General features: G+C 66.7%; 31 protein-coding genes and 1 pseudogene. 19 read left to right on the top strand and 13 right to left on the bottom strand.

Features of this window, described 5'->3' with window-relative positions:
• The first annotated feature begins 89 nt into the window (after positions 1-89).
• The 3 genes from N1027_RS10630 to N1027_RS10640 all read left to right on the top strand — a co-directional run bounded on the left by N1027_RS10630 (position 90) and on the right by N1027_RS10640 (position 1,486).
• Positions 90-539 (top strand): hypothetical protein, encoded by a 450-nt coding sequence (locus tag N1027_RS10630; RefSeq protein ID WP_259507571.1) that lies wholly within the window; start codon positions 90-92, stop codon positions 537-539.
• Between the two features lie 181 nt (positions 540-720).
• Positions 721-978 carry a hypothetical protein gene (locus tag N1027_RS10635; protein ID WP_259507573.1) on the top strand — a complete coding sequence of 86 codons (258 nt, stop codon included), beginning with the start codon at positions 721-723 and terminating at the stop codon, positions 976-978.
• A gap of 235 nt (positions 979-1,213) precedes the next feature.
• Entirely contained in the window at positions 1,214-1,486 is a 273-nt protein-coding gene (locus N1027_RS10640; RefSeq protein ID WP_259507575.1) for a hypothetical protein, read from the top strand.
• A 94-nt stretch (positions 1,487-1,580) separates the two neighbouring features.
• On the opposite strand, the gene N1027_RS10645 is transcribed toward N1027_RS10640, so the two are convergent.
• On the bottom strand, positions 1,581-2,516 hold the full coding sequence (locus N1027_RS10645) for a DUF2510 domain-containing protein (RefSeq protein ID WP_259507577.1): 936 nt from the start codon (positions 2,514-2,516) through the stop codon (positions 1,581-1,583).
• Between the two features lie 290 nt (positions 2,517-2,806).
• On the opposite strand from N1027_RS10645, the gene N1027_RS10650 reads away from it, so the two are divergent.
• Positions 2,807-3,139 carry a hypothetical protein gene (locus N1027_RS10650; RefSeq protein ID WP_259507578.1) on the top strand — a complete coding sequence of 111 codons (333 nt, stop codon included), beginning with the start codon at positions 2,807-2,809 and terminating at the stop codon, positions 3,137-3,139.
• A 39-nt stretch (positions 3,140-3,178) separates the two neighbouring features.
• Complete coding sequence (locus tag N1027_RS10655; RefSeq protein WP_259507580.1) at positions 3,179-3,394, top strand: hypothetical protein; 216 nt, start codon at positions 3,179-3,181, stop codon at positions 3,392-3,394.
• A 202-nt stretch (positions 3,395-3,596) separates the two neighbouring features.
• On the opposite strand, the gene N1027_RS10660 is transcribed toward N1027_RS10655, so the two are convergent.
• The 11 genes from N1027_RS10660 to N1027_RS10710 all read right to left on the bottom strand — a co-directional run bounded on the left by N1027_RS10660 (position 3,597) and on the right by N1027_RS10710 (position 9,890).
• Entirely contained in the window at positions 3,597-3,890 is a 294-nt protein-coding gene (locus tag N1027_RS10660) for a hypothetical protein (RefSeq protein WP_259507581.1), read from the bottom strand.
• Between the two features lie 2 nt (positions 3,891-3,892).
• On the bottom strand, positions 3,893-4,228 hold the full coding sequence (locus N1027_RS10665) for a terminase (protein ID WP_259507582.1): 336 nt from the start codon (positions 4,226-4,228) through the stop codon (positions 3,893-3,895).
• A 443-nt stretch (positions 4,229-4,671) separates the two neighbouring features.
• Entirely contained in the window at positions 4,672-5,079 is a 408-nt protein-coding gene (locus N1027_RS10670) for a hypothetical protein (protein ID WP_259507584.1), read from the bottom strand.
• 60 nt (positions 5,080-5,139) lie between these two features.
• Positions 5,140-5,448: a DUF7169 domain-containing protein gene (locus tag N1027_RS10675; protein ID WP_259507587.1), complete on the bottom strand. Its 309-nt coding sequence runs from the start codon at positions 5,446-5,448 to the stop codon at positions 5,140-5,142.
• Between the two features lie 178 nt (positions 5,449-5,626).
• Positions 5,627-5,764: a hypothetical protein gene (locus N1027_RS10680; protein ID WP_259507588.1), complete on the bottom strand. Its 138-nt coding sequence runs from the start codon at positions 5,762-5,764 to the stop codon at positions 5,627-5,629.
• Positions 5,761-5,979, bottom strand: coding sequence for a hypothetical protein (locus N1027_RS10685; protein ID WP_259507590.1), 219 nt, complete (start codon positions 5,977-5,979; stop codon positions 5,761-5,763). The genes N1027_RS10680 and N1027_RS10685 overlap by 4 nt, the downstream gene beginning before the upstream one ends.
• Entirely contained in the window at positions 5,979-6,653 is a 675-nt protein-coding gene (locus N1027_RS10690; RefSeq protein WP_259507592.1) for a hypothetical protein, read from the bottom strand. The genes N1027_RS10685 and N1027_RS10690 overlap by 1 nt, the downstream gene beginning before the upstream one ends.
• A gap of 17 nt (positions 6,654-6,670) precedes the next feature.
• Positions 6,671-6,892: a hypothetical protein gene (locus tag N1027_RS10695; RefSeq protein WP_259507594.1), complete on the bottom strand. Its 222-nt coding sequence runs from the start codon at positions 6,890-6,892 to the stop codon at positions 6,671-6,673.
• 96 nt (positions 6,893-6,988) lie between these two features.
• Entirely contained in the window at positions 6,989-7,234 is a 246-nt protein-coding gene (locus N1027_RS10700; RefSeq protein WP_259507596.1) for a hypothetical protein, read from the bottom strand.
• Positions 7,231-8,031: a hypothetical protein gene (locus N1027_RS10705; RefSeq protein WP_259507598.1), complete on the bottom strand. Its 801-nt coding sequence runs from the start codon at positions 8,029-8,031 to the stop codon at positions 7,231-7,233. Before N1027_RS10705 ends, N1027_RS10700 begins: the two co-directional genes overlap by 4 nt.
• Before the next feature lie 413 nt (positions 8,032-8,444).
• Entirely contained in the window at positions 8,445-9,890 is a 1,446-nt protein-coding gene (locus N1027_RS10710; RefSeq protein WP_259507599.1) for a recombinase family protein, read from the bottom strand.
• A 17-nt stretch (positions 9,891-9,907) separates the two neighbouring features.
• Between N1027_RS10710 and N1027_RS20130 the strand changes: the two genes are divergently transcribed.
• The 3 genes from N1027_RS20130 (at position 9,908) to N1027_RS10725 (ending at position 12,676) form a co-directional block, all read left to right on the top strand.
• Positions 9,908-10,402, top strand: coding sequence for a DNA-processing protein DprA (locus N1027_RS20130; protein WP_372499721.1), 495 nt, complete (start codon positions 9,908-9,910; stop codon positions 10,400-10,402).
• Positions 10,403-10,445: 43 nt separating this feature from the next.
• Positions 10,446-11,336: a phosphodiesterase gene (locus tag N1027_RS10720; RefSeq protein ID WP_259507600.1), complete on the top strand. Its 891-nt coding sequence runs from the start codon at positions 10,446-10,448 to the stop codon at positions 11,334-11,336.
• A 413-nt stretch (positions 11,337-11,749) separates the two neighbouring features.
• Positions 11,750-12,676 (top strand): tyrosine recombinase XerC, encoded by a 927-nt coding sequence (locus N1027_RS10725; RefSeq protein WP_259507601.1) that lies wholly within the window; start codon positions 11,750-11,752, stop codon positions 12,674-12,676.
• Positions 12,677-12,736: 60 nt separating this feature from the next.
• Here N1027_RS10725 and N1027_RS20240 read toward each other — a convergent pair.
• Positions 12,737-13,327: pseudogene (locus tag N1027_RS20240) on the bottom strand (M23 family metallopeptidase); the annotation flags it as partial.
• Positions 13,328-13,407: 80 nt separating this feature from the next.
• Between N1027_RS20240 and N1027_RS10730 the strand changes: the two are divergent.
• The 11 genes from N1027_RS10730 (at position 13,408) to N1027_RS10780 (ending at position 25,874) form a co-directional block, all read left to right on the top strand.
• Positions 13,408-14,901 carry a sugar porter family MFS transporter gene (locus N1027_RS10730; protein ID WP_259507602.1) on the top strand — a complete coding sequence of 498 codons (1,494 nt, stop codon included), beginning with the start codon at positions 13,408-13,410 and terminating at the stop codon, positions 14,899-14,901.
• A gap of 195 nt (positions 14,902-15,096) precedes the next feature.
• The gene (rpsB, locus tag N1027_RS10735; protein ID WP_259507604.1) at positions 15,097-16,146 is read left to right on the top strand and encodes a 30S ribosomal protein S2; all 1,050 of its coding nucleotides are present in this window, start codon (positions 15,097-15,099) and stop codon (positions 16,144-16,146) included.
• Positions 16,147-16,197: 51 nt separating this feature from the next.
• Positions 16,198-17,025: a translation elongation factor Ts gene (gene tsf, locus N1027_RS10740; RefSeq protein WP_259507606.1), complete on the top strand. Its 828-nt coding sequence runs from the start codon at positions 16,198-16,200 to the stop codon at positions 17,023-17,025.
• A gap of 126 nt (positions 17,026-17,151) precedes the next feature.
• Positions 17,152-17,874, top strand: coding sequence for a UMP kinase (gene pyrH, locus N1027_RS10745; protein WP_259507608.1), 723 nt, complete (start codon positions 17,152-17,154; stop codon positions 17,872-17,874).
• Between the two features lie 89 nt (positions 17,875-17,963).
• On the top strand, positions 17,964-18,518 hold the full coding sequence (gene frr / locus N1027_RS10750) for a ribosome recycling factor (protein WP_259507609.1): 555 nt from the start codon (positions 17,964-17,966) through the stop codon (positions 18,516-18,518).
• 16 nt (positions 18,519-18,534) lie between these two features.
• Positions 18,535-19,497 (top strand): phosphatidate cytidylyltransferase, encoded by a 963-nt coding sequence (locus tag N1027_RS10755; RefSeq protein ID WP_259507612.1) that lies wholly within the window; start codon positions 18,535-18,537, stop codon positions 19,495-19,497.
• Positions 19,498-19,545: 48 nt separating this feature from the next.
• Positions 19,546-20,103 (top strand): DivIVA domain-containing protein, encoded by a 558-nt coding sequence (locus N1027_RS10760; protein WP_259507613.1) that lies wholly within the window; start codon positions 19,546-19,548, stop codon positions 20,101-20,103.
• 230 nt (positions 20,104-20,333) lie between these two features.
• A complete protein-coding gene (locus N1027_RS10765; RefSeq protein ID WP_259507970.1) occupies positions 20,334-21,956 on the top strand; it encodes an ABC transporter substrate-binding protein in 1,623 nt (540 codons plus the stop codon).
• A gap of 74 nt (positions 21,957-22,030) precedes the next feature.
• Positions 22,031-23,116, top strand: coding sequence for an ABC transporter permease (locus N1027_RS10770; RefSeq protein ID WP_259507614.1), 1,086 nt, complete (start codon positions 22,031-22,033; stop codon positions 23,114-23,116).
• A 2-nt stretch (positions 23,117-23,118) separates the two neighbouring features.
• Positions 23,119-24,159, top strand: coding sequence for an ABC transporter permease (locus tag N1027_RS10775; RefSeq protein ID WP_259507616.1), 1,041 nt, complete (start codon positions 23,119-23,121; stop codon positions 24,157-24,159).
• Positions 24,156-25,874 carry a dipeptide ABC transporter ATP-binding protein gene (locus tag N1027_RS10780; RefSeq protein WP_259507617.1) on the top strand — a complete coding sequence of 573 codons (1,719 nt, stop codon included), beginning with the start codon at positions 24,156-24,158 and terminating at the stop codon, positions 25,872-25,874. Before N1027_RS10775 ends, N1027_RS10780 begins: the two co-directional genes overlap by 4 nt.
• Positions 25,875-25,945: the final 71 nt, after the last annotated feature.

A 25,945-nucleotide genomic window follows, 5' to 3' on the forward strand; every position in this document is an offset into this window, starting at 1 on the left:
CAGTTCTCTCGGTCTCGGGTCTCATGCGGGACACAGGCGAAATAAACGTCAGCACAGGGCGGGTGACCTCTACGGGTTGGGAACTCGAGATGATCGTCACGAACGTCGGGGATGCGTCAACCCAGATCGTCGACGCCTACTGGGAACTCGCCCAGCCTGACGGTAGCGAGCTGCGCGTGCGCCGCTCGGACGCGCCGGGCGGAATCATCGAGGTGGCAACCGAACCGGGATACCTCGTCCTGGACGGCGTCCGTGATCCGGCGGTGCCGTACTCGATAGGGCGAAATGGTCATGTGCAGTGGGTCTTCACTCGCGGGGTCGACACCAGCCCGGCGATCGCGCACTTTGACCGTGGACGCCCGGTCGTCGAATATGTGACACGGGTCAGGCGGCGAAAAGGAAAGAGCAGCACTGTAACGGCGGTCGGAGATTGGCAGACGCGCTCGCTGGTGCCCAGTTGGAGCGCAGCCGAGGGTCGTTCCGGCGCCGATGAACCTAGGCGAGCGTCAGTTCCCGGCGCCGATGCCTCCATCGATTAGCAGTCTGTGCGCGGCGACTGTGTCGACGAGGCGTGCAAACTCGACCTCGTCGATGGCGTCGCCCACCACGGCATAAAGGTCGCTGGCGATGGACTGCAATACGTCACTCATTCTTGCCCCCTGGTAGTTGAGGAAACTGTAACACGGAAACTAGTTTTCGTGTTACGGATATACTGAGGCTGTGAAGCACGCAGGAGGGCGCCCCAAGTCTGTCGACCCGACGTTGACGCGAACGCGAAGTGTGCGCTTCACGCCCGAGGAGGATGCTCTCGTCGAGGCTGCCGCAGATCGCGACGAGATGGCGCCGTCGACCTGGATACGCGAGCAGGCGCTCACCGCTGCCCGTCTGGGTGCCCAAACGCAGAAAAGCCCGGCGCGTCCTCTCGACACCGAGTTTGGCCACGGCGCCGCGGAAAACAGACAATCCTGTCACAGCTGAGTCACACAGATTTGCATTGACTCACGGCGTGTCGCGACCCAGAGGCCCCAGTTGACTGGGAGGCTGATTGCAGGAACACAGAAAGCCCGAAGTGCGGGCTCTCGCCGTGACTCGGGCTTCCTGATGAATCGCTTTAGACGGAGATTCACCATCAGGATAGGCCGCGCGTGCGCAAGATGCGAATGACACGCGGGGCCGTACGGGGAAGCGGCGGGACGTTCCGAGGAGAACAAGAATGACCGCTGTACTGCTCACTTACGACCTCAAGACACCGGGTCAGAAGTACGAGAAGCTCTACGAGAAGCTGAAGTCGATGGGCGCGTGGGCGCATGTGATGGACTCCACCTGGATCATCACCGGGGCGTCGATCACGTCGCAAACGGTGTTCGATGCTGCACGGGAGATCGTCGACGACAACGATCTCGTGCTCGCGACGGACTTCGACCTTCGCGGCATGAAGGGTTGGCTTCGGGAGCAGACCTGGACGTGGGTCCGCGACGTGGCGTAAAGCCAAGCACGAAGAGCCCCCGCTCGACGACCCGTGAGGGTTGCCGGCGGGGGCTGTTCCTTCAGAAGCCTCGGAGTGAACGCGCGTAGGCTGCTCAGTACTCGGTGGGTGGTAGGAGCTCGAGTCCGTCCACCTGGAACAGCGGCACCGTGGTGTTGCCGCCGATCTGGGTGTCGTAGGAGTAGCTACCCATGACCGTCACGTACATCTTGACGATATCGCCCTGCACCGTGGCGTCGAGGAGCGGGCAGCTTGTCTCGCTGTCGCCTGCATAGATCAGCGTGTTCTGGTCGTACTCGTAGGAGTACTCCTTCTGCGTACCGGAGGTGCTGGCTCGGAACTGGCACGGGCCGGTCGCGGAGTCGAACTGGATGATCTCACCGTACGAGACGATCTTGTCTCCGACATGGTCGTCAGGTGTCTTCACCAGCAGCGCATAGTCGCGGTCAGCAGCCTCGAGGTACTGGGCCGGATCAAACGGTGCGGCGACTGGTTCCGGAATCGGCTCCGGAGTTGGTGTCGGTGTCGGTGTCGGTGTCGACGTTGGCTCTGGTGCCTCCGTTGGCGTCGGTGCCGGTTCGGCGGGAGCCGTTTGCGACGTCTCGGATGTGACTGCTGCGTTGATGGCCCCCGCGCCAATGACCCCGTACACGATTGTCATGACGATTGCGACGATGAACGCTGCGCCGCCAAGAATGGAGCCGATGGCGGCCCGCTGACGGCCGGGTGTCTTGCGCATCAGGGCGACGCCGCCCAAGATCGCTGCGAGCAGCCCTAGGACGATAGCTAGGCCGGTGACCCCAGGAATGAATGCGAACACGGCGCCGATGATGCCGAGCACGAGAGCTGCCGTGGCGAGGCCCTGGCCGGGAGCCTTGACAGGCGGCGCTGCCGGAACATAGGGCGGCGGTGCGGTAAGGACGGGTCTGCGGGTGTCGGTCCACTGGGTGCCATCCCAGTAGCGTTCGTTTCCGGGCTGGTCGGTGTCTGGGTACCAACCTGCGGGCGGTGGCGGTGCTGCGTGACTCATGGTGCTTCCCCCTGTTGCTGTGAGAAGGATCACGCTAGCGGACTCCATGCATTTGCATTGGCCCCCAAATGGGGTCCTCTCGACATTTGTCGATCCCGCTAGGCTTCAGGCACAGCACCGGGGGTCACCATGATCAGCAACTTCGACGACAGCCATTGCGGAAGAGAAGCGCCCTCGGTCGCAGGCGCAACCCAGATGCGTTCTCGTATCACCCTTATCGCGGAATGGATTCGGTGCTGACTATTGACTAGAGGACTGCTCGGCTCAGGATTACCGCGGAGGACTACCAAATGGTGACGCTCAAGAAGTACGAACCCGCCTACTGGATCGACAAACTGCTCGATGCGTTGCAGAACCCGGCCCAACGATTCCTCGCCTTCGGGGGCGCTGCATTGGTTGTGATCGGGGGCGTGATTGCGGCTGTTGCGAACAACGCCGCTCAAGACGCAAGAAACGCTAACGACCTGCTAACGATGCTCGGTGGGCTCGAGTACCTGGATTTCGATGCAGGCTCAGAGTTTCAAGGGTGGATCATATTTGGAATCGCGCTAGCGGTCCTCGGCGTAGTCATGATCGTCGCCCTGATCGTCGTTAAGGCCGGTCAGAAATCACAGCAGGCTTGATCAGCATCATGGAATAAGCAACGGCGTACGATCGGCGGCATGTTCTTCCTGGCTCGCGGCATCGAAGACGATCACTACTGGGTCGTTCAGGAGATCGACGGCGCCCTCATCGAGACTCCGTGGCGGGTCGAGCACGAGGCCGATGGATACCGACTCAGCCACGCCGACGACAGTGACCAGACCGAATTCGGCTACTCGTTGGGCGCGTTCATGACTGCCGAGGACGCCGTGACGAGACTGCGCGAGATCCTCTAGACCGATGGCCGGGACGTGGCGCCGGTCCAAACGCGAAAAGCCCCCGCTCGACGACCCGTGAGGGTTGCCAGCGAGGGCGGGGAAGTCGCAAGTCGGGGGGTTCTCCAGTGCTGACGACGCGCCGTTGACAAATCACAGGCGGATTGTTCAGCGCCTTTCAGTAACGTTGCGAGGGTCTGGGACACGGAGCGGCTTGAGGAGCTCAGACGGGCGCTCCGCGGAAGGGGGCGGGATCGTCGTGCGCGCGCTGCGCGGTGCGGGCGGCAAGCGCGCCAGTGAGGTTGAAGATGGCCATGTCACGCGGCCGTGTCTGACGGGCGTACGCCTGGGCATCGAGCACAACAGGATGCAGGGCGACGGCGTCCACAGCTGCACGGAGCGCGCCGACCTCGGCGACGCGCGCCGGGTCGAGTGGCAGGGGCGGCAGCGCCGCGACGGGGTGCCGGCCGTTGGCGTCGACCTGGGGCGCCGGTGTGCGGGGCCTGCGGGTCGCCATGGTCAGACCTTCCGGGAGTAGCTGCCCCGGGCGGCGCCGCGACGCTGCGGGCGGACGTCGTCTTCGTCCGGGATGCGGAGCGAGGCGAGGAGTCGCGCGAGCGTGAGCTGCTGGTTACGGGCTTCGACGACGGCGGGGTGTGCCTTCACGCCCTGGGGCGATGTGACAGTGACCCCTTCGGCGCGGATGATGACGTCCAGCGCGTCGAGTCGGTCTTTGATGCGGCACGCCTCGGTGAGTAGGGAGGTCTCGTGGACGTCGAAGTCGACGAGCTCGGTGAGGGCGGTCCAGAGCGCGGAGCCGGAGTCTCCGAGGTCAAGCGATTCAGGGGTCGTCATAATTTGAGGGCCTTTCGATTGCGTGCGGAGTCGCCTCCGGCGAGATAGGTCGATTCGGTTTAGGCCCCGCTCTGCCAGCGCCTATATGCCGAAACGGCGATGCGTCGTTACCCCTTAGAGACCCTCCCCAGGTCCGAGGATCACTCAGATCGCTCCGGGGTGAGGCTCGGGGTCACGTGCGCGACGAAGCCGGGGCCGCTGTGCGGCATGGCCTTCGGCGGAGGACTTGCGGGCGTGGTGCCATCGGCATAGAGACTGGAGGTTGCCGAGACTGTGGTCGTCGCCGTGCTCGATGTGGTCGACCTGGTTGGCGCGCTCGGTGCACTGGTTCTCCTGTGAGTCACGAGCCTGGCAGCGGTAGCCGTCGCGTCCTAGGACGACCAGGCGCCGACGCTGCCAGTCGGGAGGGAGTCGGTCGCGTCGGGTCGAGGTCTCCCATCCCATCAGCGCTTGGCCTTTGCCGGGCAGTGCGGGGCGCAGTAGGTGACGGTGGGGCGGCCAGAGCGGGCGGGCAGCATCCGCCCGCACCCGCCGGAGCAGGGGGAGTAATAGCGCCCGGGGACGAACTGAGTCTCGGGTGCAGCCGCTGGCCGCCGCAGTGGTGCGGGGCTGGCGGGGGCTGTGACCTTGGCGGGCTTGCGGTGGGCGGCCGCCGCCTCGAGCTGCTCTTTGACGCGGAGCTCCAGGTGCGCGACACGTTCGGCGACAGGCAGGCTCATCCACGCGGCCACGTTGTGGGGCTCGCTCAGTCCGTAGGGCACGAGGTGTGCGTCGCTGTCGGTGAAGCGCAGGAGGCGCGTCATGCGGCGGGTGTAGCTCTCGGCGAGCAGGGCGGGTGCTGGGTTAGGCATGGGTGTTCGCTCTCTGGGTATCGGCACGCTGGGCGGGGAGGAGGTGGGTTGTGGCTATGGCTACTCGCCGTTCCAGCTCGCGAGGGCGCGATCAACGCGGCGGCGCGTGACGATCAGGGCACGGACAGCGGATTCGAGGAGGACCTCACCGGCGACCACCTGGGCGCGCAGAGCGAGGCGGCGCGGGTCTGCGACCGTGTCGCCGACGGGATCACCATGCCCACCACGGGAGCGCTCGGAGGTGTCCTCGCGTGGCTTCGGGGTCAGCGCCGGTTGAAACTGCGCCTCCGAGGCTTCGTGCAACGTGCGTGCGAGCAGGAGCGCCTCCTCGGCGAGGGTGCGGACCAAGGCGGGCAGGGGCTCTGGCATGGGTCTCCTAGGTGGCGCCGCCGGTGCGGGTGGCGCGTCGTGGGGTGGTCCCGCTGACCGGGCGCGGAAAGGGACACGTCCGGACAGCGGGGGTGCGCGGGGCTCGCAGGCTCGAGCCGCCGCGCGTGCGGGGCGAGGATGCCGGACGACAGTGGCCGGGCATCTGCGGGGCCCGCGGTTAGTCCCGCTCGAGGTCCCTGAAATCCAGGAGCGGGAAGTAGTCGGCGAGACCGTCGGGGTTGTCGCCGATGGGGACGTAGACGGTCTCGTTGATGATGATCGGCTTGGCGTTGGCCGGTGGTTGCGGGTCGGTCATCGGCGGCGGGCCTCTCGTGCGATGGCAGCGGCGTCGAACGGGTCGAGCGACTCGGCGACGGCCGCCGCGTAGACGGCTTCCGCGGTCGTGCCGTCGCGCTCGGCTCGGCGCTGGGCAGTGAGCTGAGTCTGCTCGTCGGTGTCAGCGAGGCGCGCGGGCTGCGGGTGCCGGAGGATGACCTCGGCGGCGATGGCTCGGATTTCTTCGGCGGACATCATTTGAAGCCCATGACCCTGCGCTCAGAGGCGTTGAGGCTTTCGAACTCTTGCGGGGCTGGGCGCAGCGCTACGGCGGTGCCATCTCGAACCTCGCCCACCGCATCGACCGGGAAACCGAACACGAAGGCGTTCAGCACCTCGAAGGCGTACCGCTTACCGCCGTCCGCGTTGTCGCCCTTCGCGCCGAGCGCTGCTCGCTCGGTCCAGGGCACTCCCGGGGCGCCGGCGGCGCGGTAGGCCTCGTCGCGAGCGTCCGCAGCTTCGACGAGCTGCGCCCAGGCGGCTTCGACCCTGGCGTGCTGCTCGAGCGCGAACGTCGAGGCGACCTTCTGAACGTTGCCGACGTCGGTGCTGGTGACCTTCGCGTCGAAGGCTCGCAGCTTCGCGAGCGACGTGCGGGTCGCCTCGTTCAGCCGGTCGATGGTGTCCTGGTGCGCACGTTCGGCCTTCTCGAGATCCACCGCGAGCGGGTTGGTCGCTCGGAAGGCAGCGAGAGCGACGGTCGAGACGCGACGATCGCGGCGCGCTTGGACGCCAGCAGCGTTGGCGGCCTGCCACGAGCGCTGCGCGGCCGGTGCGCCGGGCACGGCGGCGACGAGCCACGCTGGCGGCCGTTCGTGGCTGAAGAGATACTCCGCTACTCCGTCGTGGGATTGAAACTTCGTGGTCATAGGGTGTCCTTTCGTGGTCAGCCGAGCAGTGTGCGCTCGGCCTCTTGGATGGTGTCGACGACGGCGTCGGTGTCGCCGGCGTGGATGGCTTCGATCTGGCGGTGCCAGAGCTCCTCGGCGGTCGCGAGGCGAAGGTCGCGGCGTGCTGCACGCGCCTTCGCCCGGCAGTTGTCGCTACAGAACCGTGCTTCGGGTCGCCGGTCGATGAGGTCGGCGCCGCATCTCTCGCAGGTGGGCATGTGGGTACTCCCGGAATTTCGGCAGATCGGCAAAAAATAAGCGACCGCGCGAGGCGGTCACGGCTCTCTTCTGGGTCATAAGAGGAGAGGGCCGCCCTAGCGGGACAGGGCACGGATGCGCCGCCGGCGCGCTGCTTCGCAGGCCTTGCACCTGTCCTCGAGACCGTCGCGTTTGCGAACGTCGCGGCCGAACTCGGTCATTGCCAGTGCTCGTCCGCAGTTGGCGCAGTCCTTTCCCGAGTGGCGCAGCCGCCAGGCGAGTTGTCGGAGCACGCTGGCGGCGAGCTCGCCGTCGGGGTCGTAGCCGTTGGCGATCTCGACGAGTCGCTCTTCGGGCGTCATCGTGCGCGCTGGAGCCGGAGCGCGGCGACGAGTTGGCGACGCCGAAGGAGCGAGCGCACTCGCAACTCGTACGGGATCTCGAGCACGCGGCGCCGAGCGCCAACAGAGCGCACGTCCGCCAGCTCGGCGGCGATCCGATAGAACGCGTTCCGACCGATCAGGAGCGCTCCGGGATACGCGTCGAGGCCGCCTTTCGACTGCTGACGCGCGGCGTCGAACGCCTCCCAGACTTCGGGCAGCGGATGCGGTCCGTCAGGCAGCGTTGGAAGCCAGCGCGAGAGCACGACACGAGCGTCGTCTTCGGCGGACGCGCGCTCCAACGCACGTTGGATAGCGACATCCTCGCGCCGCGGAGGGCGAGCTGGAACAGTCGAGCGAACGGGCGCCGGGATGCGTGCCTCTTCCTCGGCGGAGAGGTCCGGGATCTGGTCGCGGGCCACCTCCACAGCGCGCCGCAGCCATGACCGCGCACCGCGTTCGTCCCGCACGAGTGCCGTGCGTGTCGCGGTGATGCGGCGCTGGGCGTTGCCCTCGGCGCGAGGGGCTGCCTCGTCAAGGATGCTGATCACGACTTGCTTCGTCTCGGCGGAGAAGTCCGAGTAGCTGACGCGGCTGCACGCATCGCCAACACGGAAGGTGCGGGTCGTCTCCCAGTAGTCCTGGCGACGGTAGCCAGCATCCGCGAGAAGTGGTGCGGCGACTGCGCCGAGTGCCTGCGGTGCTACCACGTCGACGGAGCCGTCGAGCACGTCGGCCGACCTGTAGGTGCAGAGGAGTGTGAGGATTTCAGGGTTCATGGTGGCGATCCATTCGGGCGGCGATCCAGTGAGCAGAGGCGTGCCCATCCCGTTCTCGCCGGGGCGCGCGAGCGCCGGCCTCCCGGATCGCCAGAAGAGGAGGAGCGCAGACCGAGCAGCGGTGAAGGTGAAACTTCGTGTGTATGTGTCGCTTCCCATCCATATCTCTTCTGTGCTTAGAGAGATGAAGCTCTAGAACACTCATTAGAGACAGCGTGGGAAGCGTCACTTACACACAGAACTTCACCCGAACGGGGTCCGCTCCCGGCGTCTCGCCGGCGTGGTCATGCCAGAGGAGAGGGCCAGCGGCCCCGGGCCTGCTCAGAGAGTGGACACCAAGTTTCGCCGGCGCGATATTCGCAGCACGGCGGCGGGTGGGCGTTCGCGTAGTCAGCCTGGTCGGCAGGGTTTGCTCAGTCCGCCTCGGCCAGGATCACATCAGGGTTCAGGTGGGTCGCGAGGCGGTGCCAGACGCGCACCCGCCGACGCGCGTTGCGCCCATGATCGACCTGAACATCGAGCAGAGCACGGACGAGGTCTCTCTGCCGGTCTAAGTCGAGCTGGTCGAAACGAGCTAGCACCTCCGCCTCGAGGTCGGCGTAGTCGGCACCAGCCCCCGGTAGGTCGTCGATGATGTCGTGCACAGCACCGAGGAGGACGGCGCCAGCGCTCTTCGATGTGCGGGCGCGCTCGAGCTGCTCCTCCAGTGTCACGCGCTCATCGCGCAGCTCGAGCAAACGGCGACGGGCTAGCGGGGCCGGGACCAGTCCTTCGTCGCGGTCGGCGATGATCACCTCCACTGTCTCCACGTTGCGCTCGTGCGCCGCCACGAGATCGACGATTTCCCTGCCCCCCGCTGTGCGGGGGAACAATTCAGCCGAGGACGTGATGAATGCGCGAGCGACGGCCTCTCGGACGAGGTCTTCGAGCAGATCCTTCTTGATGAAAGGGTGAGTCAGATTCGCGGTGCACAGATAGCCACGACGGTAGGTGAGCGGCCCGCCGCAGTCCCCGCACACGGCGATCCCGCTCAGTAGATGCCGTGGAGTCGGGCCGGGGCTTGTGCGGCGCGAGGGATCGGCAAGGAGCGCTCGGACGGCCTCTGATAACGCTGGTTCGACGATGGGCTGGACGAAGGCGGACGGGAGGGTTTCGCCGCGTCGCACGATGTTGCCGGCGTAGACGGGGCTGTCGAGGATGTATCGCACGCGCCGGGGGGTCCACGAGGCGCCGGGCGCAGGGTCGACACCCTCGGCCGTTAGCGCGCTTGCGAGCGACCGCAGCGAACCCCCGTCGGCGACATGCTCGTACATCCGGCGCACCACGATTGCCTCGGCCTCGCGAAGAGTGACGCCGTCGATCTCGTAGCCGTAGCGGCGCCGACCGGGCGTTGGGCGCCCCGTCTCGATGCGCTGCTCGTTCGCTCGTCGTTGCCGTGCGCTTTTCCGCTCAACCTCGGAACGGGCGACGGAGGCTTTGACGCGGGCGAACAGCCGACCGTTGTCAGTTCCAAGGTCGGCTTCGCCGTTGGCTGTGAGGATCACGAGCCCACGCTCCTCCGAGCGGTCGATCCAGTCCTCGAGCTGCCGCGGTTGCCGCGTGAGCCGGTCAAGATCCCAGCACACCAGGGCGTCGAATCGACCGCGCTCGTAGTCCTCGACCATACGGTCGTACTCGGGTCGCTTCTTTCGCCGATTGCTGGCGCTCACGGTATCGCTGTACTCGCCGACCACCTCCCAGCCGCGGCTCTGCGCGATGTGTACGCAGTCGGCCCGCTGGCGCTCCACCGCCAGGCCCTCGCCGGTGGCGTCCTGAGAGATGCGAAGGTAGATAGCGGCGCGCAATCGGCTGTGGGTCACACGCTCATCGTAGATTACTGCAGCGCAATCGGTTGATCGCCGCAGCGAGTCACGCGACGGTCGTGGTCGAGGCGGGTCAACGGTCAGGATCGCTCAACACGGCGGGCCATGCCGCAGCATTGGGGCGTCCGCTCGGAGCAGTCCCCGGACCGGTGACGAGCGTCACTTCGGCGGGTTGTCACCGTCTCCTCCGCGAATACGACGCGGTGTGTGTGACGTCGACGGCCGACGTCGTCGAGATGGTGCTGGGGTCACCGGACGCCCGTTCGGTCGGGTCATCCTCCCCTGCAGGGGCGACAGCGACGGCCACCGGAGATTCGGCGAGTGCCCGGACGGCTTCCGGTCCGGATGCGACCAGGGTGCTGGACGCCCTGAGCGCACGATCCGCCCGCGGGGTCTCTGACCTGGCTCGGCGCACCGGAATGGCTCCGCGGGCCGTGGCCGTGACGCTCGGAGGGCTCGCGCTCGACGGAGCAGCCTACGAGAACGAGAACGGCTGGTTAAGGCTGTGAGCGCCGACGAGTCCGGGCTCCTGGATCTGCAAGACTGGAAATCATGGCCCAGTACGGCGAGCCCCTGCACACGATCGTCCACCTCAGCGACACCCACTTCCTGGCGGAAGAACAGCCGCTCTACGGCAAGGTCGACACCGATGCCACCCTGACGCAAGCGCTGCGCCAGCTGGAGGGCTCGGGCATCCGGCCCGAAGCGCTGGTGTTCACGGGCGACATCGCCGACCTCGGAGAAGACGATGCCTACCGCCGCATCCGCGGGATCGTGGGCCCGGCAGCCGAAAGACTCGGGTCGCGAGTGCTGTGGGTGATGGGCAACCACGACAACCGGGCCCGGATGCGCGTCGAACTGCTCGACGAGGAGCCTCTGGCCGATCCGGTGGTCACGAGCATCCTTCTCGGCGGGCTCCGCCTGATTGCGCTCGACACGAGCGTGCCGGGCTACCACCACGGCGAACTCTCGGCCGAGCAGCTCGAGTGGCTGCGGGGCGAGCTCGCCAGCACGGCGCCCGAGGGCACGATCATCGCGTTGCACCACCCGCCGATCCCGACGACGATCCCGCTCATGCCCATTCTCGAGCTGCAGCGGCAGAACGAGCTGGCCGAGGTCATCCGGGGCACAGACGTGCGGGCCATTCTCGGAGGTCATCTGCACTACTCGACGCACAGCCTGTTCGCGGGGGTGCCCGTGTCGGTCGCTGCGGCCACCTGCTACACGATGGACGTGGCGGCGCCGCGGGGGCGGCTCTCCGGCCTCGGAGGCGGCCAGTCGTTCTCGATCGTGCACGTCTACGACGACCGCATCGTGCATTCGACGGTTCCGATCGGCGACTTCCCGGTGGTCTCGGGCTTCGACAACGCCTTCGTCGATCGCCTCGACGCCCTCTCCGAGGACGACCGCCTCGAGGCCTTCTCCCGTCAGCGAAAGCCCTGACCCTCGGTCAGGCGCAACCCTCGGGCAGGCGCACGGCCCACTACCGACGCGCGGCCGCACGGTAGCCTGACCCACTCGCGCGGGCGCAAGCCTCAACCACTGTGCGCGGCCGCACGGTGACCTGAGCCACTCGGGCGGGCGTAAGGCTCAACCACTGCGCGCGCCCGCACGATCTGAGCCGGTCGGGCCACGGCAACCCCTCAACTGCCGCGCGCCCGCATAGCCACCGAGCTTCCCGGGCGGGGGCGCGCCCTCACACTGCGTACCTGCACGCCACTGCCAATCCGCACGCCGACCTCAGCCATCGGAGTCGGCGCACGCCCTCCGCGCTCGCACGGCGCCCGGGCTCAACGCGCGGGGAACACACGTGCGCGGGTGAGCACATTCGGCCGAGCGCAGGGGATGCTTGTGGGGTGGAGATCTCCGAGGCACGCGGCGAGTACGACCGCTATCTGCGGCTGGAACGCGGCTACTCCGCGCACACCGTGCGCTCCTATGGCGCCGATCTGACCGATCTCGAAGCGTTCGCCCGAGCGCGCGGCATCATCCATGTCGCCGACCTCGACCTGTCGTTCTACCGGGACTGGCTCTGGGCCGCGGCGCAGCGCGAACTCGCCAAGTCGACCCTCGCCCGGCGCGCTGCCACGGCCAAGACGTTCTCGGCGTGGCTGCGGCGCACCGGGCGGATCGAGATCGATGCGGCGATCCGCCTGCGCGCACCCAAACCCGACCGCACGCTGCCTCGGGTTCTGTCGGGCGACTCCATGAAGGGCGTGCTCGAGGTGCTCCACTCACGGGCCGCGGAAGCCGATCCCGTCGCTGTGCGAGACGTCGCCGTCGTCGAACTGCTGTATGCGTCGGCGTTGCGCGTCTCCGAACTCGTCGGCATCGACATCGACGACCTCGACCTCGATCGACGGACGGTTCGGGTGGTCGGCAAAGGCTCGAAGGAACGCATCGTTCCCTTCGGAGTGCCCGCCCACTTCGCGCTCGTCGACTACCTCGGCCGCTCCCGCCGGAGTCTGCTCGAGCGCCGGTCGACGACCGCCGCCGCCCGGCCCAGCGCGGCACTGTTCCTCGGTGTTCGAGGAGGGCGGCTCGGCACCCGCTCGGTGTACGAACTGGTATCCGGGCTCCTGGAGGCCGTTCCTGGCGGGGGGCCGGCCGGCCCGCACGCATTGCGGCACACCGCAGCGACCCACCTGCTCGATGGTGGCGCCGACCTGCGGGCCGTGCAGGAGATGCTCGGACACGCCAGCCTCGGCACCACCCAGATCTACACCCACGTCACGGTCGAGCGCCTCCGCGCCTCTTACCAGGCGGCCCACCCCCGCGCCTGAGATGCGGGGCAGCAGGATCGCGCGAGGGATCGTGCCGACAAGACCCCGCGGGTTCACGTACTCGCCATGCAGACGCACGCCGAAATGCAGGCACTCCGCGCCGCAGTGCCCACCGGACCCCACTGTGCCGATCACCTGCCCCCGCTGCACTGCGTCACCCACGGCGACCGTCGCGACGACGGGTTCGACGCTCGAGCGATAGTCGCCCGAGTGATCGATCGAGACGACCGGTCGGCCGGCGACCTGCCCGGCGAATGCCACCACGCCGTCTCGGGCGGCCAGTACCGGCGAATCGGCCGACGACGCGAGATCGACGCCCCGGTGTCCGGCACTGTACTTCGTCGCTGGAGCCAGGAACTCCGCAGTCACCATCGCGGGTTCGTGGACCGGCCACTGCCACGAGCGAACGGCCATCGCTCGAACGAAGCTCGCCGGCCGAACCCATCCCGAAGCAGCACCGCCCGACGAAGCCACACCCACACCCACACCCTCACCCACGCCCACGCCCGGAACGCCCCCACCTCCGACAACCGCCCCAACCGCCAGCAGAACCACCACTCCGCGCCGAACCCCGCGCACTGCACCACGTCTCATCCCGACACGTTCGCCGAATTCCGACTCCGCCGATATTCGATGACGACTTTGGTGCATGAACCGTGCCAAAATCGGAGATGTGGGGGAGTGGACGAGAAAGCCCGCACCCCGATCCGGCCGGAACGAAGGAGTTCGTCATGAGTTCGAGTGAACCTGCCACCCGCGGAGCGGTTGACGACCATGCCAGCGCACGACGTCTTCGTCGCAAAGTCATTGCCCTCTCCATCGCCGCGGCGCTCGGCGGCTTCCTCTTCGGATTCGACTCCTCCGTCATCAACGGCGCGGTGAAGGCGATCGAAGAGGACTTCAACCTCGGAGACCTGCCGCTGCTCAGCGGCTTCACCGTTGCATCGGCGCTCCTCGGTAGTGTGATCGGCGCCTACTTCGCCGGCCGCATCGCCGACCGCATCGGCCGCATCCCGGTGATGCTGATCGGGGCCGCCCTCTTCCTCGTCAGCTCCATCGGCTCCGGCTTCGCCTTCGCCGTCTGGGACTTGATCCTGTGGCGCGTCATCGGTGGTCTCGGCATCGGCATCGCGTCCGTCATCGCCCCGGCCTACATCGCCGAGATCGCCCCGAAGGCGGTGCGCGGTGGCCTCGCCAGCCTGCAGCAGCTCGCCATCACCCTCGGTATTTTCGCGGCCCTGCTCTCCGACACCCTGCTGCAGGGTGCAGCCGGTGGCGCGAATGAACCGCTCTGGTTCGGCGCCGATGCCTGGCGTTGGATGTTCGTGGCCTGCGTGATCCCCGCGCTCGTGTATGGCCTGCTGGCCTGGCGACTCCCAGAATCGCCCCGCTATCTCGCCGGCAAGAACCGTCAGGAAGACGCTCGAAAAGTGCTCGAGACCGTCATGCCGAAATCTGAAGTCGACGACGCCCTCTCCGAGATCGAGCAGTCGCTCAAGCAAGACAAGGAGAATGCCCGCACCGGATCTCTCCGCGGCAAGATGTTCGGTCTGCTGCCGGTGGTCTGGGTGGGCATCCTGCTCTCGATGTTCCAGCAGCTGGTGGGCATCAACGTCATCTTCTACTACTCCACCAGTCTCTGGAGCTCCGTCGGCTTCGACACCACGAACGCATCCACCAGCTTCACGATCTCGGTCGTCACCAGCATCGTCAACGTGGCCGTCACCTTCGTCGCCATCTTCTTCGTCGACAAGATCGGTCGCCGTCCGCTGCTGCTCACCGGTTCCGCCGGCATGGCGCTCTCGCTCGGCCTGATGGCGGTCGCCTTCTCGCAGTCCGTCCTGGTCGACGGCGCTCCGCAGCTGCCCGGCGCTTGGGGTCCCCTGGCCTTGGTGGGCGCGAACCTGTTCGTCATCTTCTTCGGCGCCACCTGGGGTCCGATCGTCTGGGTGCTGCTCGGCGAGATCTTCCCCAACCGCATCCGTGCCCGTGCTCTCGGCATCGCGGCAGCGGCCCAGTGGCTCACGAACTTCGCCATCACCGTGTCCTTCCCGGCGCTGTCGAGCTTCTCGCTGGCGTTCACCTACGGGCTCTACACGTTCTTCGCTCTGGTCTCGTTCTTCTTCGTATTCTTCGCCGTTCCCGAGACGAAGGGCCGGTCGCTCGAGAGCATGGACAGTCTGAAGGTCGTGCGCAGGCGCGACCGCGTGGTCGCCCCGCAATAGCCGCAGTAGCCGTCGCCCGAAGTGTTATAGTTCTCGGAGCACCCCGCCTGTCGGGGTGACTTCGCGTGCCCGCGAGGCAGCAGCATCCATTCGGTCCCGCTTTCGAGATATCTCGAGACCGGGCGGGATGCGCGCCGGGCACCAGGATTCGCGGCCATCGTCGCGGAGCAAACCGAGAACAGAAGGAGTACGGCAATGGCCGTCGTCACAATCCGCCAGCTGCTCGACAGCGGCGTTCACTTCGGGCACCAGACCCGCCGTTGGAACCCGAAGATGAAGCGATTCATCTTCACCGAGCGCTCCGGCATCTACATCATCGACCTGCAGCAGTCGCTGGGCTACATCGACAAGGCCTACGACTTCGTCAAGGAGACGGTCGCCCACGGTGGCACCATCCTCTTCGTCGGCACGAAGAAGCAGGCTCAGGAGTCCATCGCCGAGCAGGCGACCCGCGTCGGCCAGCCCTACGTGAACCAGCGCTGGCTCGGTGGCCTCCTCACCAACTTCCAGACGGTCTCCAAGCGTCTTGCGCGCATGAAGGAACTCGAGGAGCTCGACTTCGAAGACACCGCGAAGAGCGGTTTCACGAAGAAGGAGCTGCTCATCAAGAAGCGCGAGCTCGACAAGCTGCACAAGTCGCTCGGCGGTATCCGCAACCTCACCAAGACGCCGTCGGCGCTGTGGGTCGTGGACACCAAGAAGGAGCACCTCGCGATCGACGAGGCCAAGAAGCTGGGCATCCCGGTCATCGGCATCCTCGACACCAACTGCGACCCCGACGAGGTCACCTACCCGATCCCGGGCAACGACGACGCGATCCGCTCCGTCGCCCTGCTGACCCGCATCGTGGCCGACGCCGCCGCCGAGGGCCTCATCCAGCGTCACCAGAAGCCCGAAGAGGGCGACGCCCCCGCCGAGCCGCTGGCCGAGTGGGAGCGCGAGCTGCTCCAGGCATCCGAGAACCCGCAGTCGGAGGCCGAGAAGATCGAGGCCGTCGACGGTGAGATCACGGGCGAGGTGAACACCGAGGCCGTGGCCGAGGTCGTCGCGGCCGAGACGCCCACCGAGGAGAACGACGCCGACGCCGCAGCTCAGGCCGATCTGGCCGAGATCACCGACCCCGAGCTGGTCGTCGAGCACCACGTCGAGTCCGACGCCGAGACCGAGGCCAAGATCGAGGCCGAGGCGACCGACGCCGAGAAGGCTCCCGCGGCCGACGCCGAGAAGGCTCCGGCGGCCGAGTAACTCTGCCCCGCTCCGTCCAACAGACAATTCTTTCAAGGAGTCAGTAGCAACATGGCAAATATCAGCCTGGCCGATGTGAAGGCGCTGCGCGAGCAGCTCGGCACCGGCATGGTCGACACCAAGAACGCGCTCGTCGAGGCCGATGGCGACATGGAGAAGGCCGTCGAGATCTTGCGCCTCAAGGGTGCGAAAGGCAACGCGAAGCGTGCCGACCGCTCCACGAGCGAGGGCCTCGTCGCCGCGAAGCAGGGCGACGGCGCTGCGACGCTGATCGAGCTCGCCTGCGAGACCGACTTCGTCGCCAAGGGCGACAAGTTCATCGCTCTCGCCGACGCCGTGCTGAACGCGACGTTCGCCGCGGATGCCACGACCGTCGAGGAGGCGCTCGCCGCCCCCGCCGGCGACAAGACCGTGGCCGACCTCATCAACGATGAGGCCGCCATCCTGGGCGAGAAGATCGAGCTCCGTCGCATCGTGCGCCTCACCGGCGACGCGTTCGAGGTCTACCTTCACAAGACCAGCAAAGACCTGCCTCCGCAGGTCGGCGTGGTCGTGGCCTACACGGGTTCGGATGCCGAGACCGCTCGCTCCATCGCGCAGCACATCTCGTTCGCCGATCCGCAGTACCTCTCCCGCGACGACGTCCCCGCCGACGCCGTCGAGAAGGAGCGCGCCATCGTGACCGAGATCTCGAAGAACGAGGGCAAGCCCGAAGCGGCTCTGCCCAAGATCGTCGAGGGTCGCGTGCAGGCCTACTTCAAGCAGGTCGCCCTGCTCGAGCAGGACTACGCGAAGGACAACAAGCTCTCCGTCTCCAAGGTGCTGGCGGATGCCGGCATCACGGTCACCGGTTTCGCCCGCTTCAAGGTCGGTGCGTAACCGAGTGTGAGAACTCAGGAAAGGCCCGGGTCGGTCATCGACTCGGGCCTTTTCTCTGCCCGGACCCCGGGCACTCGACAGGTAACGGTAGCCTGAACACGGGCACGACGAAGGGATGCATGACGGATGTCAGAGCCGGAAACCAAACGCAGGGTACTACTCAAACTTTCCGGTGAGGCGTTCGGGGGCGGGGCCCTCGGGGTCAATCCCGACGTCGTCAGCGGCCTGGCCCGGGAGATCGCCGAAGCGGCCAAGGATGTGGAGGTCGCGATCGTCGTCGGCGGAGGCAACTTCTTCCGTGGCGCCGAGCTCTCCCAGCGCGGCATGGACCGCGGGCGGGCCGACTACATGGGCATGCTCGGCACGGTGATGAACGCTCTCGCCTTGCAGGACTTCCTCGAGCAGGCCGGCGCCGAGACCCGCGTGCAGTCGGCGATCTCGATGACCCAGGTCGCCGAGCCGTACATCCCGCGTCGCGCCATCCGTCACCTCGAGAAGGGCCGCGTGGTCATCTTCGGCGCCGGCGCCGGGCTGCCGTACTTCTCGACCGACACAGTGTCGGCACAGCGGGCACTCGAGATCCATGCCGATGAGGTGCTCGTGGCCAAGAACGGTGTCGACGGCGTCTACTCGGCCGATCCGCGCGTCGATCCGGCTGCGGTGAAGCTCGAGTTCCTCACCTACAACGAGGCCTTGGTGAAGGGCCTGAAGGTCGTCGACTCCACGGCCTTCAGCCTCTGCATGGACAACGGGATGCCGATGCACGTCTTCGGCATGGAGCCGGCGGGCAACGTCGCGAAGGCGATCCGGGGCGAACGCATCGGCACGCTGGTGGCCACCAGCCACTGAACCCGGCCCTGAGTTCCCGGCACCGAGTTCCGGGTCACCCACGGCACCACTGACTACACTTGTGACGACTGATCCACGAAGGAGTTCCCGTGATTGCGGATGTACTGGCCGATGCGACCGAACGCATGAACAAAGCCGTCGAGGTGACCAAGGACGACTTCTCGAACGTCCGCACCGGGCGCGCGAATCCGGCTCTGTTCCAGAAGATCATGGTGCCCTACTACGGCACACCGACGCCGCTCGCCCAGTTGGCGTCTCTGCAGAACCCCGAGGCGCGCACCCTCATCGTCACGCCGTACGACAAGGGGGCGCTCCGCGACATCGAGCAGTCCATCCGCGACGTGCCCAACCTGGGCGCCAACCCCACCAACGACGGCAACATCATCCGCATCACCCTGCCCGACCTCACCGAGGAGCGGCGCAAGGAATACGTGAAGATCGTGCGCACCAAGGCCGAAGACGGCAAGGTGGCGATCCGCAACATCCGGCGCAAGGCGAAAGACGATCTCGACGCGCAGAAGAGCGAGGTCGGCGACGACGAGGTGTCGCGCGGTGAGAAGGAGCTCGAGTCGATCACCAAGAAGGCGGTCGACGCCATCGATGACGCCTTGAAGCGCAAGGAAGCCGAACTCCTCGAGGTCTGACCTCGATCGGCCGCTCATGAGCCACGCCTCCGACCCCGACCCCACCCGGACGCCGCCGTCGCGGCGTGGGCGGTCGTTGTCGCGCGCCGACATCCAGGCCCAGGTGAGGGCGCGCAAAGAGCAGTTCGACGAGGCGAACGAGAAGATAACGGAACGCTCCGGCCGCAATCTCCTCTCGGCCATCGCGATCGGCCTCGTGCTCGCAGCCGTCATGGTGTTCAGCCTGGTGGTGGTCAAAGAGATCTTCATGGCCCTGGCCGCCGTGCTGGTGGCCTTCGCCACGCTCGAGCTCGCGACGGCTCTGAAGCACGCGGGAATCCATGTGCCGCGCATCCCGACGGTCATCGCCGGTGTGGCGCTGGTGCCCGCGGCCTACTACTGGGGCGCCGAGGGGCAGTGGCTGGTCTTCCTCGGAGGCGTCGTGCTCGTGGCGCTCTGGCGGGTGCTCGAGGTGGCGTTCATTCCGCCGCGGCCGGGATTCGCCGGCACGGTGCGGGATGTCGCGGCCGCGACCTTCGTGCAGGTCTACGTCTCCTTCCTCGCCAGCGTCTCGGTTCTGCTGCTCTCCAAAGACGGCGGGCAGTGGTGGGTGCTGGCCTTCATCGTCGTGGTGGTGCTGGTGGACGTCGGGGCGTATGCCAGCGGACTGAACTTCGGCAAGCATCCGATGGCCCCGACGATCAGCCCGAAGAAGACCTGGGAGGGCCTGGCGGGGGCCGTCGTGGTGGCCCTGATCGGCGGAGTGCTGCTGGCGATCTTCATGCTGCAGCAGCCGTGGTGGTTCGGTCTCATCTTCGGTGCGGTGATCGTCATCACGGCGACGGTGGGCGATCTCTGCGAGTCGCTGCTGAAGCGCGACATCGGCATCAAAGACATGAGCAGCTGGCTTCCGGGCCACGGCGGAATCCTCGATCGACTCGACTCGATCCTGCCCTCGGCGGCCGCCGCCTACGTGCTCTGGGTGATCTTCGCGAGCTAGCGGCACCGCGGTGCGGAGTTGCCAGCAAATCGTTGGCACAATAGAGCCGTGAGCGTACCGTTTCCCCGCACCCGCAACTCGACCCTCGGCTACGACGTCAATGAGGTCGACGACTTCCTCGCGCAGGCGCGGATGGCCTACGACGAGCGAACCGCGGGCTCCGGCCCGTCTCCGCTCACGAGCGACACGGTTCGGCACACCGCCTTCACGATGCAGAAGGGCGGCTACTACGCCCCCGCCGTCGACGCGGCCCTCGAGCGGCTCGAAGACGCCTTCGCCCTGCGGGAGCGCGACCGTGCCTACCAGGCTGCCGGCGACGAGGCCTGGTTCGCGAGCGCCCGCGGCCGGGCCGCCGAGATACTGGCGCGCTTGGAGCGGCCTGACGGCCAGAAGTTCCGGCGCGCGGGATTCCTCCGAGTGGGTTACCACCCGAAAGACGTCGACGCCTTCGCCGACTACCTCGTCGAGTACTTCCGGTCGGGTGCCGACGTGACCGTGACCGATGTGCGCACCGTCGTCTTCCGGTCGCGACGCGGGGGCTACAACGAAGCGCAGGTCGATGCCGTGCTCGACGCCGTCGTCGATGTGATGCTCGCCGTTCGGTAACGAAGAAGGAATCCTGCATCGCGTGCCCGGAGCATCGCAGGATCGTGCGTGCGCATCCGAATTCCTGCGCCGTACATTTCGATCGCGTAAAGAAATACCGCTCTGAGCGTCCCCCGGTTGGGTCACGGCTCCGGAGTGTGTTAACCATGTCTCACAGCAATTGCGTGCGGTGCGCCCTTCGGTGCGCCCGGTGCGCACCGCAACATGATCAGGAAGAGGTAATGACGGATATGACATCCGCATCCACATTCGCCCGACGCGCGCTCGTCGTGGCTGCCGGAGGTGCCGCCTTCGCGCTGGTGCTCACCGGCTGCGCCGGCAACTCCGGCAGCACCGCCTCCGCCGGAGACGCCATCATCGTCGGCACGACCGACAAGGTCACCACGCTCGACCCGGCCGGTTCGTACGACAACGGCTCCTTCGCCGTGATGAACCAGGTCTTCCCGTTCCTCATGAACACGCCGTACGGCAGCCCGGACGTCGAGCCCGACATCGCGGAGAGCGCCGAGTTCACGAGCCCCACCGCCTACACCGTGAAGCTGAAGGAGGGTCTGACCTTCGCCAACGGCAACGAGCTGACCTCCTCCGACGTCAAGTTCACCTTCGACCGCGACATCGCGATCGCCGATCCGAACGGCCCCTCGTCGCTGCTCTACAACCTCGACAGCGTCGACACGCCCGATGACCTCACCGTGGTCTTCAACCTGAAGAACCCCGACGACCAGGTCTTCCCGCAGATCTTGTCGAGCCCCGCCGGCCCGATCGTCGACGAAGAGGTCTTCTCCGCCGACTCGGTCACCCCCGACGAAGACATCGTCAAGGGCGAGGCGTTCGCCGGTCAGTACAAGATCACGAGCTACGACTTCAACAACCTGATCTCCTACGAGCCGTTCGACGGCTACAAGGGCGTTCTGCCGGCCGCGGTCTCGCCGATCAACGCGAAGTACTACGCCGACTCGTCGAACCTCAAGCTCGACGTGCAGGAGGGCAACATCGATGTGGCCTTCCGTAGCCTCTCGGCCACTGACGTCGATGACCTCTCGAAGAACGACAAGGTGAAGGTGTGGGACGGCCCGGGTGGCGAGATCCGCTACATCACGTTCAACTTCGACACGCAGCCCTTCGGTGTGACCTCGTCGGAGCCCGACGCAGTCAAGGCCCTGGCCGTGCGCCAGGCCGTCGCCGACCTCATCGACCGTGACGAGATCGCCTCACAGGTCTACAAGGGCACCTACACGCCGCTGTACTCCTTCGTTCCCGCCGGTCTGACCGGTGCCACCGAGGTGCTGAAGGACCTCTACGGCGACGGCCAGGGCGGCCCCTCGGCCGACAAGGCGAAGTCGACGCTTGCGGCCGCAGGCGTGACCACGCCGGTCGAGCTGAACCTGCAGTACAGCCCCGACCACTACGGCCCCTCCTCGGGCGACGAGTACGCGCTCATCAAGGACCAGCTGGAAGCCGATGGACTCTTCACGGTCAACCTGCAGTCCACCGAATGGGTGCAGTACGCGAAAGACCGTACGGCAGACCTCTACCCCGCCTACCAGCTGGGTTGGTTCCCCGACTACTCCGACGCCGACAACTACCTGACGCCGTTCTTCCTCACCGAGAACTTCCTCGGCAACCACTACGACAACCAGGAAGTCAACGACCTCATCCTGCAGCAGTCGTCGACGACCGACCCGGCCGCTCGTCAGGCGATCATCGAGGACATCCAGGCCAAGGTGGGTGCGGATCTGTCGACCGTGCCCTACCTGCAGGGTGCTCAGGTTGCCGTGGCGGGAACGGATGTCGACGGGGTCACCCTCGACGCATCGTTCAAGTTCCGCTACGCTCCGCTGACAAAGGGCTAATACACACATCCGCAATGGGGGGCGGCCGGTTCACACCGGCCGCCCTTCGTTCGGTCCCCGACTGATAGGCAACGATGACGACAAGTCTGCTTCCGACCGACGCCCCGTCGGTGATCGCTCCGAAACCCAAGAGCTCGGGTGGCGGCTTCGGGCGTTACCTGCTGATCAGGTTCCTCCTGATCTTCCCGACCATCTTCATCCTGGTCACTCTCGTCTTCCTTCTGCTGCGCACGGTCGGCGACCCGATCACGGCGGCGCAGGGCGGTCGGCTCACGGCCGAGCAGTTGCAGGAGCGCATCCACGCCGCCGGTTACGACCGCCCGGTGATCGTGCAGTATTTCGAGTACCTCGGGCAGGTGTTCACCGGCAACTTCGGCAACACCATCAGCGACAACCGCCCGATCACCGAGGTGCTGCTCACCTTCGGCGGCGCGACTCTGGAGCTGGCCTTCTACGCCCTCGTCGTGGCGTTCATCGTGGGCATCCCGCTCGGCATGCTCGCCGCCTACTATCGCGACCGGTTCCCCGACGCGGTTCTGCGCATCATCGCCATCCTCTGGTACGCGACCCCCGTGTTCTTCGCGGGCATGCTGCTGAAGCTCGTGTTCTCCGTCTACCTGCAGTGGCTACCGGTGGCCGGGCGAGCGACGACGCGCACCGAGCTCGCGATGCAGACCCTGCCCAACCGCACCGGCATCTACCTCATCGACGCGATCCAACTCGGCAGCCCGGCAGCCGTCGGCGATGTGCTCCTGCACGCCGTGCTGCCCGGCATCACCCTGGGCCTGCTGACAGCCGGGGTGTTCCTACGTCTGGTGCGCACCAACGTCATCGGCACTCTCGGCACCGACTACGTGGATGCGGCGAGGTCGCGCGGTGTCGGAGAGGGGCGGCTCGTGCGCAAGCACGCCTTCAAGCCGGCCCTCATCCCGATCATCACCGTGATCGGACTGCAGATCGCCCTTCTGCTGGGCGGCGCGGTGCTGACCGAGACCACCTTCGAATGGAAGGGTCTCGGGTTCCAGCTCGCCGCCTATCTCGCGGCCCGCGACTTCGTCGCGGTGCAGGGGATCGTGGCACTTCTGGCCGTGATCGTCGCCCTCACCAACTTCGTCGTCGACATCATCGCGGCGCTCATTGATCCGCGAGTGAGGTACTAGTGATGACCACCACCGCCGAACCCGTCACCGCGCTGCCACCGACCGAGCCCGGCTTCTTCAGCCGGCTCCCGGTGCTGAAGCAACTGCGTCAGAGCGTCGGCCTGCAACGCGGGATGCTCATCGCCGGCCTCGTGATGACGGCCATCTTCGTTCTCGTCGCGATCTTCGCACCGCTGATCGCCCCCTACGGCTTCGCCCAGCTGCGCGACGCCGCAGGGCCCTTCGGCGCTCAGCAGCCACCGAGTGCCGCCCACATCATGGGCACGACGGTCGGCGGCTACGACGTCTTCTCCCGCGTGATCTGGGGGGCACAGACCGCCATCCTGGTGATCGTCATCGCGGTGCTCTGCTCGATCTTCCTGGGCATCCTGCTCGGTCTGATTTCCGGCTATCTCGGCGGCTGGCTCGATCGAGTGCTCGTGGTGATCGCCGACGCGATCTACGCGTTCCCGTCGCTGCTGCTCGCGATCGTGCTGTCGATCGCGATCTCGGGAGGCCAGTCCAGTCTTTGGGGCGGCATCCTGGCGGCGGCGTTGTCGATCACGGTCGTGTTCATCCCGCAGTATTTCCGCGTCATCCGGGCCGAGACGATCCGCATCAAGGCGGAGCCCTACGTCGAGTCGGCGAAGATGCTCGGAGCCTCCACACCGCGCATCATGTTCCGGCACATTCTGCGCAACGCCACGCGCACGCTGCCGATCATCTTCACCTTGAACTCCTCTGAGGCCCTGTTGACGCTGGCAGGCTTGGGCTTCCTGGGGTTCGGCATCGAGCCGACCGCTGCCGCCGAGTGGGGCTACGACCTCAACAAGGCGCTCTCGGACGTGACCAGCGGCATCTGGTGGACCGCGCTCTACCCGGGCCTCGCGATCGTTCTCGCCGTGCTCGGCATCACCCTGGTCGGTGAGAGCCTCAACGACCTGGCCGATCCGCGCCTGCGCGGCCGCAAGCGTGTGAAGGCGAAGTCCGGTGCTGTGTCGGCCACCTCGGTCGACCAGACACTGCCCTCCGACGTCGACATCCTCGAGGAGAACGCATCATGAGTCACGTCGTGGACATCAAAGACCTGACCATCTCCTTCGCCACCGATGCCGGCGCGGTCAACGCGGTCGACGGGGTCAGCCTGTCGGTCAACCGCGGCGAAGTGCTGGCCATCGTGGGGGAGTCCGGGAGCGGCAAGACCGTGACCGCGAAGACGATCCTCGGTCTGCTGCCTGAGACGGCGACGACCGGCGGCGCCGTGCTGCTCTCCAATCGGGCGGGCACCTCGGTCTCCGACGTCGTGTCGCTCAACAAGAAGCAGTTGCGCGCGGTGCGTGGGGCGGATGTCTCGATGGTGTTCCAGGAGCCCTCGACGGCGCTGAACCCGGTGTACACGGTGGGCTGGCAGATCGCGGAGGGGCTGCGCGCCCACGGCAAGTTCTCGAAAGCCGAAGCGAAGCGCGAAGCGGTCGAGATCCTCCGCAAGGTCGGCATCCCCGAGCCCGAGCTGCGCGTCAACTACTACCCGCACCAGTTCTCAGGCGGTCAGAAGCAGCGTGTGGTCATCGCATCGGCGTTGGTGCTCAACCCGGGACTGATCGTGGCCGACGAGCCGACGACGGCGCTCGACGTGACGGTGCAGGCCGAGATCCTCGACCTGCTGCGCCGGCTCCGCGACGAGTTCGACACCGCGATCGTGCTCATCACCCACAACATGGGCGTGGTCGCCGATCTCGCCGATCGTGTCGCGGTGATGTACCAGGGCAAGGTCGTGGAGGAGGCGGATGCGAAGACGCTGTTCGCGCATCCGCGGGCCGACTACACCAAACGGCTGCTCGACTCCGTTCCGCGCATCGGTCAGGGCCGCATGCGCACCGAGGAGCGGCAGCAGGTGCGAGCAGAGCGCGCATCCGCTGGCGTCGTCGACGTGCCGGTGGTGGAGGCGACGAATCTCACCATCGAATATCCGGGCCGATTCGGCAGCAAGGGCTTCCGGGCCGTCGACGACGTGTCGTTCCGGATCGGTCCGGGCGAAGTGCTGGGCCTGGTGGGGGAGAGCGGATCGGGCAAGACCACGATCGGTCGTGCCATCGGCGGTCTGACGCGGATCACCGGTGGTTCGCTGAAGGTGCTCGGCTTCGAGATGCTCGATTTCGCCGAGCGCCGCTTCAAGCCCCTGCGGGCCGACATCGGATTCGTGTTCCAAGACCCGGCGGCGAGCTTCAACCCGCTGCTCACGATCGCCGATGCGGTGGCCGAGCCGCTCGTGATCCAGGGGCGGGCGTCCAACCCGCGGCAGGCGCGTGCGCGCGTCGACGAACTGCTCGAGGCGGTGCAGCTACCGAAGAGCTATGGCGACCGCTTCCCGCATGAGCTGAGTGGCGGGCAGCGTCAGCGCGCGAGTCTGGCCCGCGGCCTGGCGCTGCAGCCGAAACTGCTGATCGCCGACGAGCCGACCTCGGCCCTCGACGTCTCGGTGCAGGCGCGTGTGCTCGAGCTCTTCGCCGAGCTGCAACTCGAGTTCGGCTTCGCCGCCCTGTTCATCAGTCACGACCTCGCCGTGGTGGATCTCCTGGCCGACCGGATCGCGGTGCTCTACCACGGCCGACTCGTCGAGGAGGGCACGGGCGCCGAGGTTCTCGGCGACCCGAAAGACCCGTACACGCGTCGACTGCTCGCCTCGCTGCCGGTTCCCGATCCGGTCGAGCAGGCGGCCCGGCGGACCGTTCTGGCCCGTATTCAGGCCGAAGCCGAGGCGAAGAGTGCGCAGATCTAGGGGGCTGGTGCCGCCTTCCCCGAAAAGAGTCACCGACGGAACACAGCCTGATGGGCTAAAATCGGTCGAAT

Origin of the sequence: Herbiconiux aconitum (assembly GCF_024979235.1) — a bacterium.
Classification (GTDB): Bacteria; Actinomycetota; Actinomycetes; order Actinomycetales; family Microbacteriaceae; genus Herbiconiux; species Herbiconiux aconitum.

Bases quoted from the DNA above. Each gene is read 5' to 3' on its own strand.
- N1027_RS10630 (WP_259507571.1), top strand. From the start codon at position 90: ATGATCGTCACGAACGTCGGGGATGCGTCAACCCAGATCGTCGACGCC.
- N1027_RS10640 (WP_259507575.1), top strand. From the start codon at position 1,214: ATGACCGCTGTACTGCTCACTTACGACCTCAAGACACCGGGTCAGAAG.
- N1027_RS10645 (WP_259507577.1), bottom strand. From the start codon at position 2,516: ATGAGTCACGCAGCACCGCCACCGCCCGCAGGTTGGTACCCAGACACC.
- N1027_RS10650 (WP_259507578.1), top strand. From the start codon at position 2,807: ATGGTGACGCTCAAGAAGTACGAACCCGCCTACTGGATCGACAAACTG.
- N1027_RS10655 (WP_259507580.1), top strand. From the start codon at position 3,179: ATGTTCTTCCTGGCTCGCGGCATCGAAGACGATCACTACTGGGTCGTT.
- N1027_RS10660 (WP_259507581.1), bottom strand. From the start codon at position 3,890: ATGGCGACCCGCAGGCCCCGCACACCGGCGCCCCAGGTCGACGCCAAC.
- N1027_RS10665 (WP_259507582.1), bottom strand. From the start codon at position 4,228: ATGACGACCCCTGAATCGCTTGACCTCGGAGACTCCGGCTCCGCGCTC.
- N1027_RS10670 (WP_259507584.1), bottom strand. From the start codon at position 5,079: ATGCCTAACCCAGCACCCGCCCTGCTCGCCGAGAGCTACACCCGCCGC.
- N1027_RS10675 (WP_259507587.1), bottom strand. From the start codon at position 5,448: ATGCCAGAGCCCCTGCCCGCCTTGGTCCGCACCCTCGCCGAGGAGGCG.
- N1027_RS10680 (WP_259507588.1), bottom strand. From the start codon at position 5,764: ATGACCGACCCGCAACCACCGGCCAACGCCAAGCCGATCATCATCAAC.
- N1027_RS10685 (WP_259507590.1), bottom strand. From the start codon at position 5,979: ATGTCCGCCGAAGAAATCCGAGCCATCGCCGCCGAGGTCATCCTCCGG.
- N1027_RS10690 (WP_259507592.1), bottom strand. From the start codon at position 6,653: ATGACCACGAAGTTTCAATCCCACGACGGAGTAGCGGAGTATCTCTTC.
- N1027_RS10695 (WP_259507594.1), bottom strand. From the start codon at position 6,892: ATGCCCACCTGCGAGAGATGCGGCGCCGACCTCATCGACCGGCGACCC.
- N1027_RS10700 (WP_259507596.1), bottom strand. From the start codon at position 7,234: ATGACGCCCGAAGAGCGACTCGTCGAGATCGCCAACGGCTACGACCCC.
- N1027_RS10705 (WP_259507598.1), bottom strand. From the start codon at position 8,031: ATGAACCCTGAAATCCTCACACTCCTCTGCACCTACAGGTCGGCCGAC.
- N1027_RS10720 (WP_259507600.1), top strand. From the start codon at position 10,446: ATGGCCCAGTACGGCGAGCCCCTGCACACGATCGTCCACCTCAGCGAC.
- N1027_RS10730 (WP_259507602.1), top strand. From the start codon at position 13,408: ATGAGTTCGAGTGAACCTGCCACCCGCGGAGCGGTTGACGACCATGCC.
- rpsB (WP_259507604.1), top strand. From the start codon at position 15,097: ATGGCCGTCGTCACAATCCGCCAGCTGCTCGACAGCGGCGTTCACTTC.
- tsf (WP_259507606.1), top strand. From the start codon at position 16,198: ATGGCAAATATCAGCCTGGCCGATGTGAAGGCGCTGCGCGAGCAGCTC.
- pyrH (WP_259507608.1), top strand. From the start codon at position 17,152: ATGTCAGAGCCGGAAACCAAACGCAGGGTACTACTCAAACTTTCCGGT.
- N1027_RS10755 (WP_259507612.1), top strand. From the start codon at position 18,535: ATGAGCCACGCCTCCGACCCCGACCCCACCCGGACGCCGCCGTCGCGG.
- N1027_RS10765 (WP_259507970.1), top strand. From the start codon at position 20,334: ATGACATCCGCATCCACATTCGCCCGACGCGCGCTCGTCGTGGCTGCC.
- N1027_RS10770 (WP_259507614.1), top strand. From the start codon at position 22,031: ATGACGACAAGTCTGCTTCCGACCGACGCCCCGTCGGTGATCGCTCCG.
- N1027_RS10775 (WP_259507616.1), top strand. From the start codon at position 23,119: ATGACCACCACCGCCGAACCCGTCACCGCGCTGCCACCGACCGAGCCC.
- N1027_RS10780 (WP_259507617.1), top strand. From the start codon at position 24,156: ATGAGTCACGTCGTGGACATCAAAGACCTGACCATCTCCTTCGCCACC.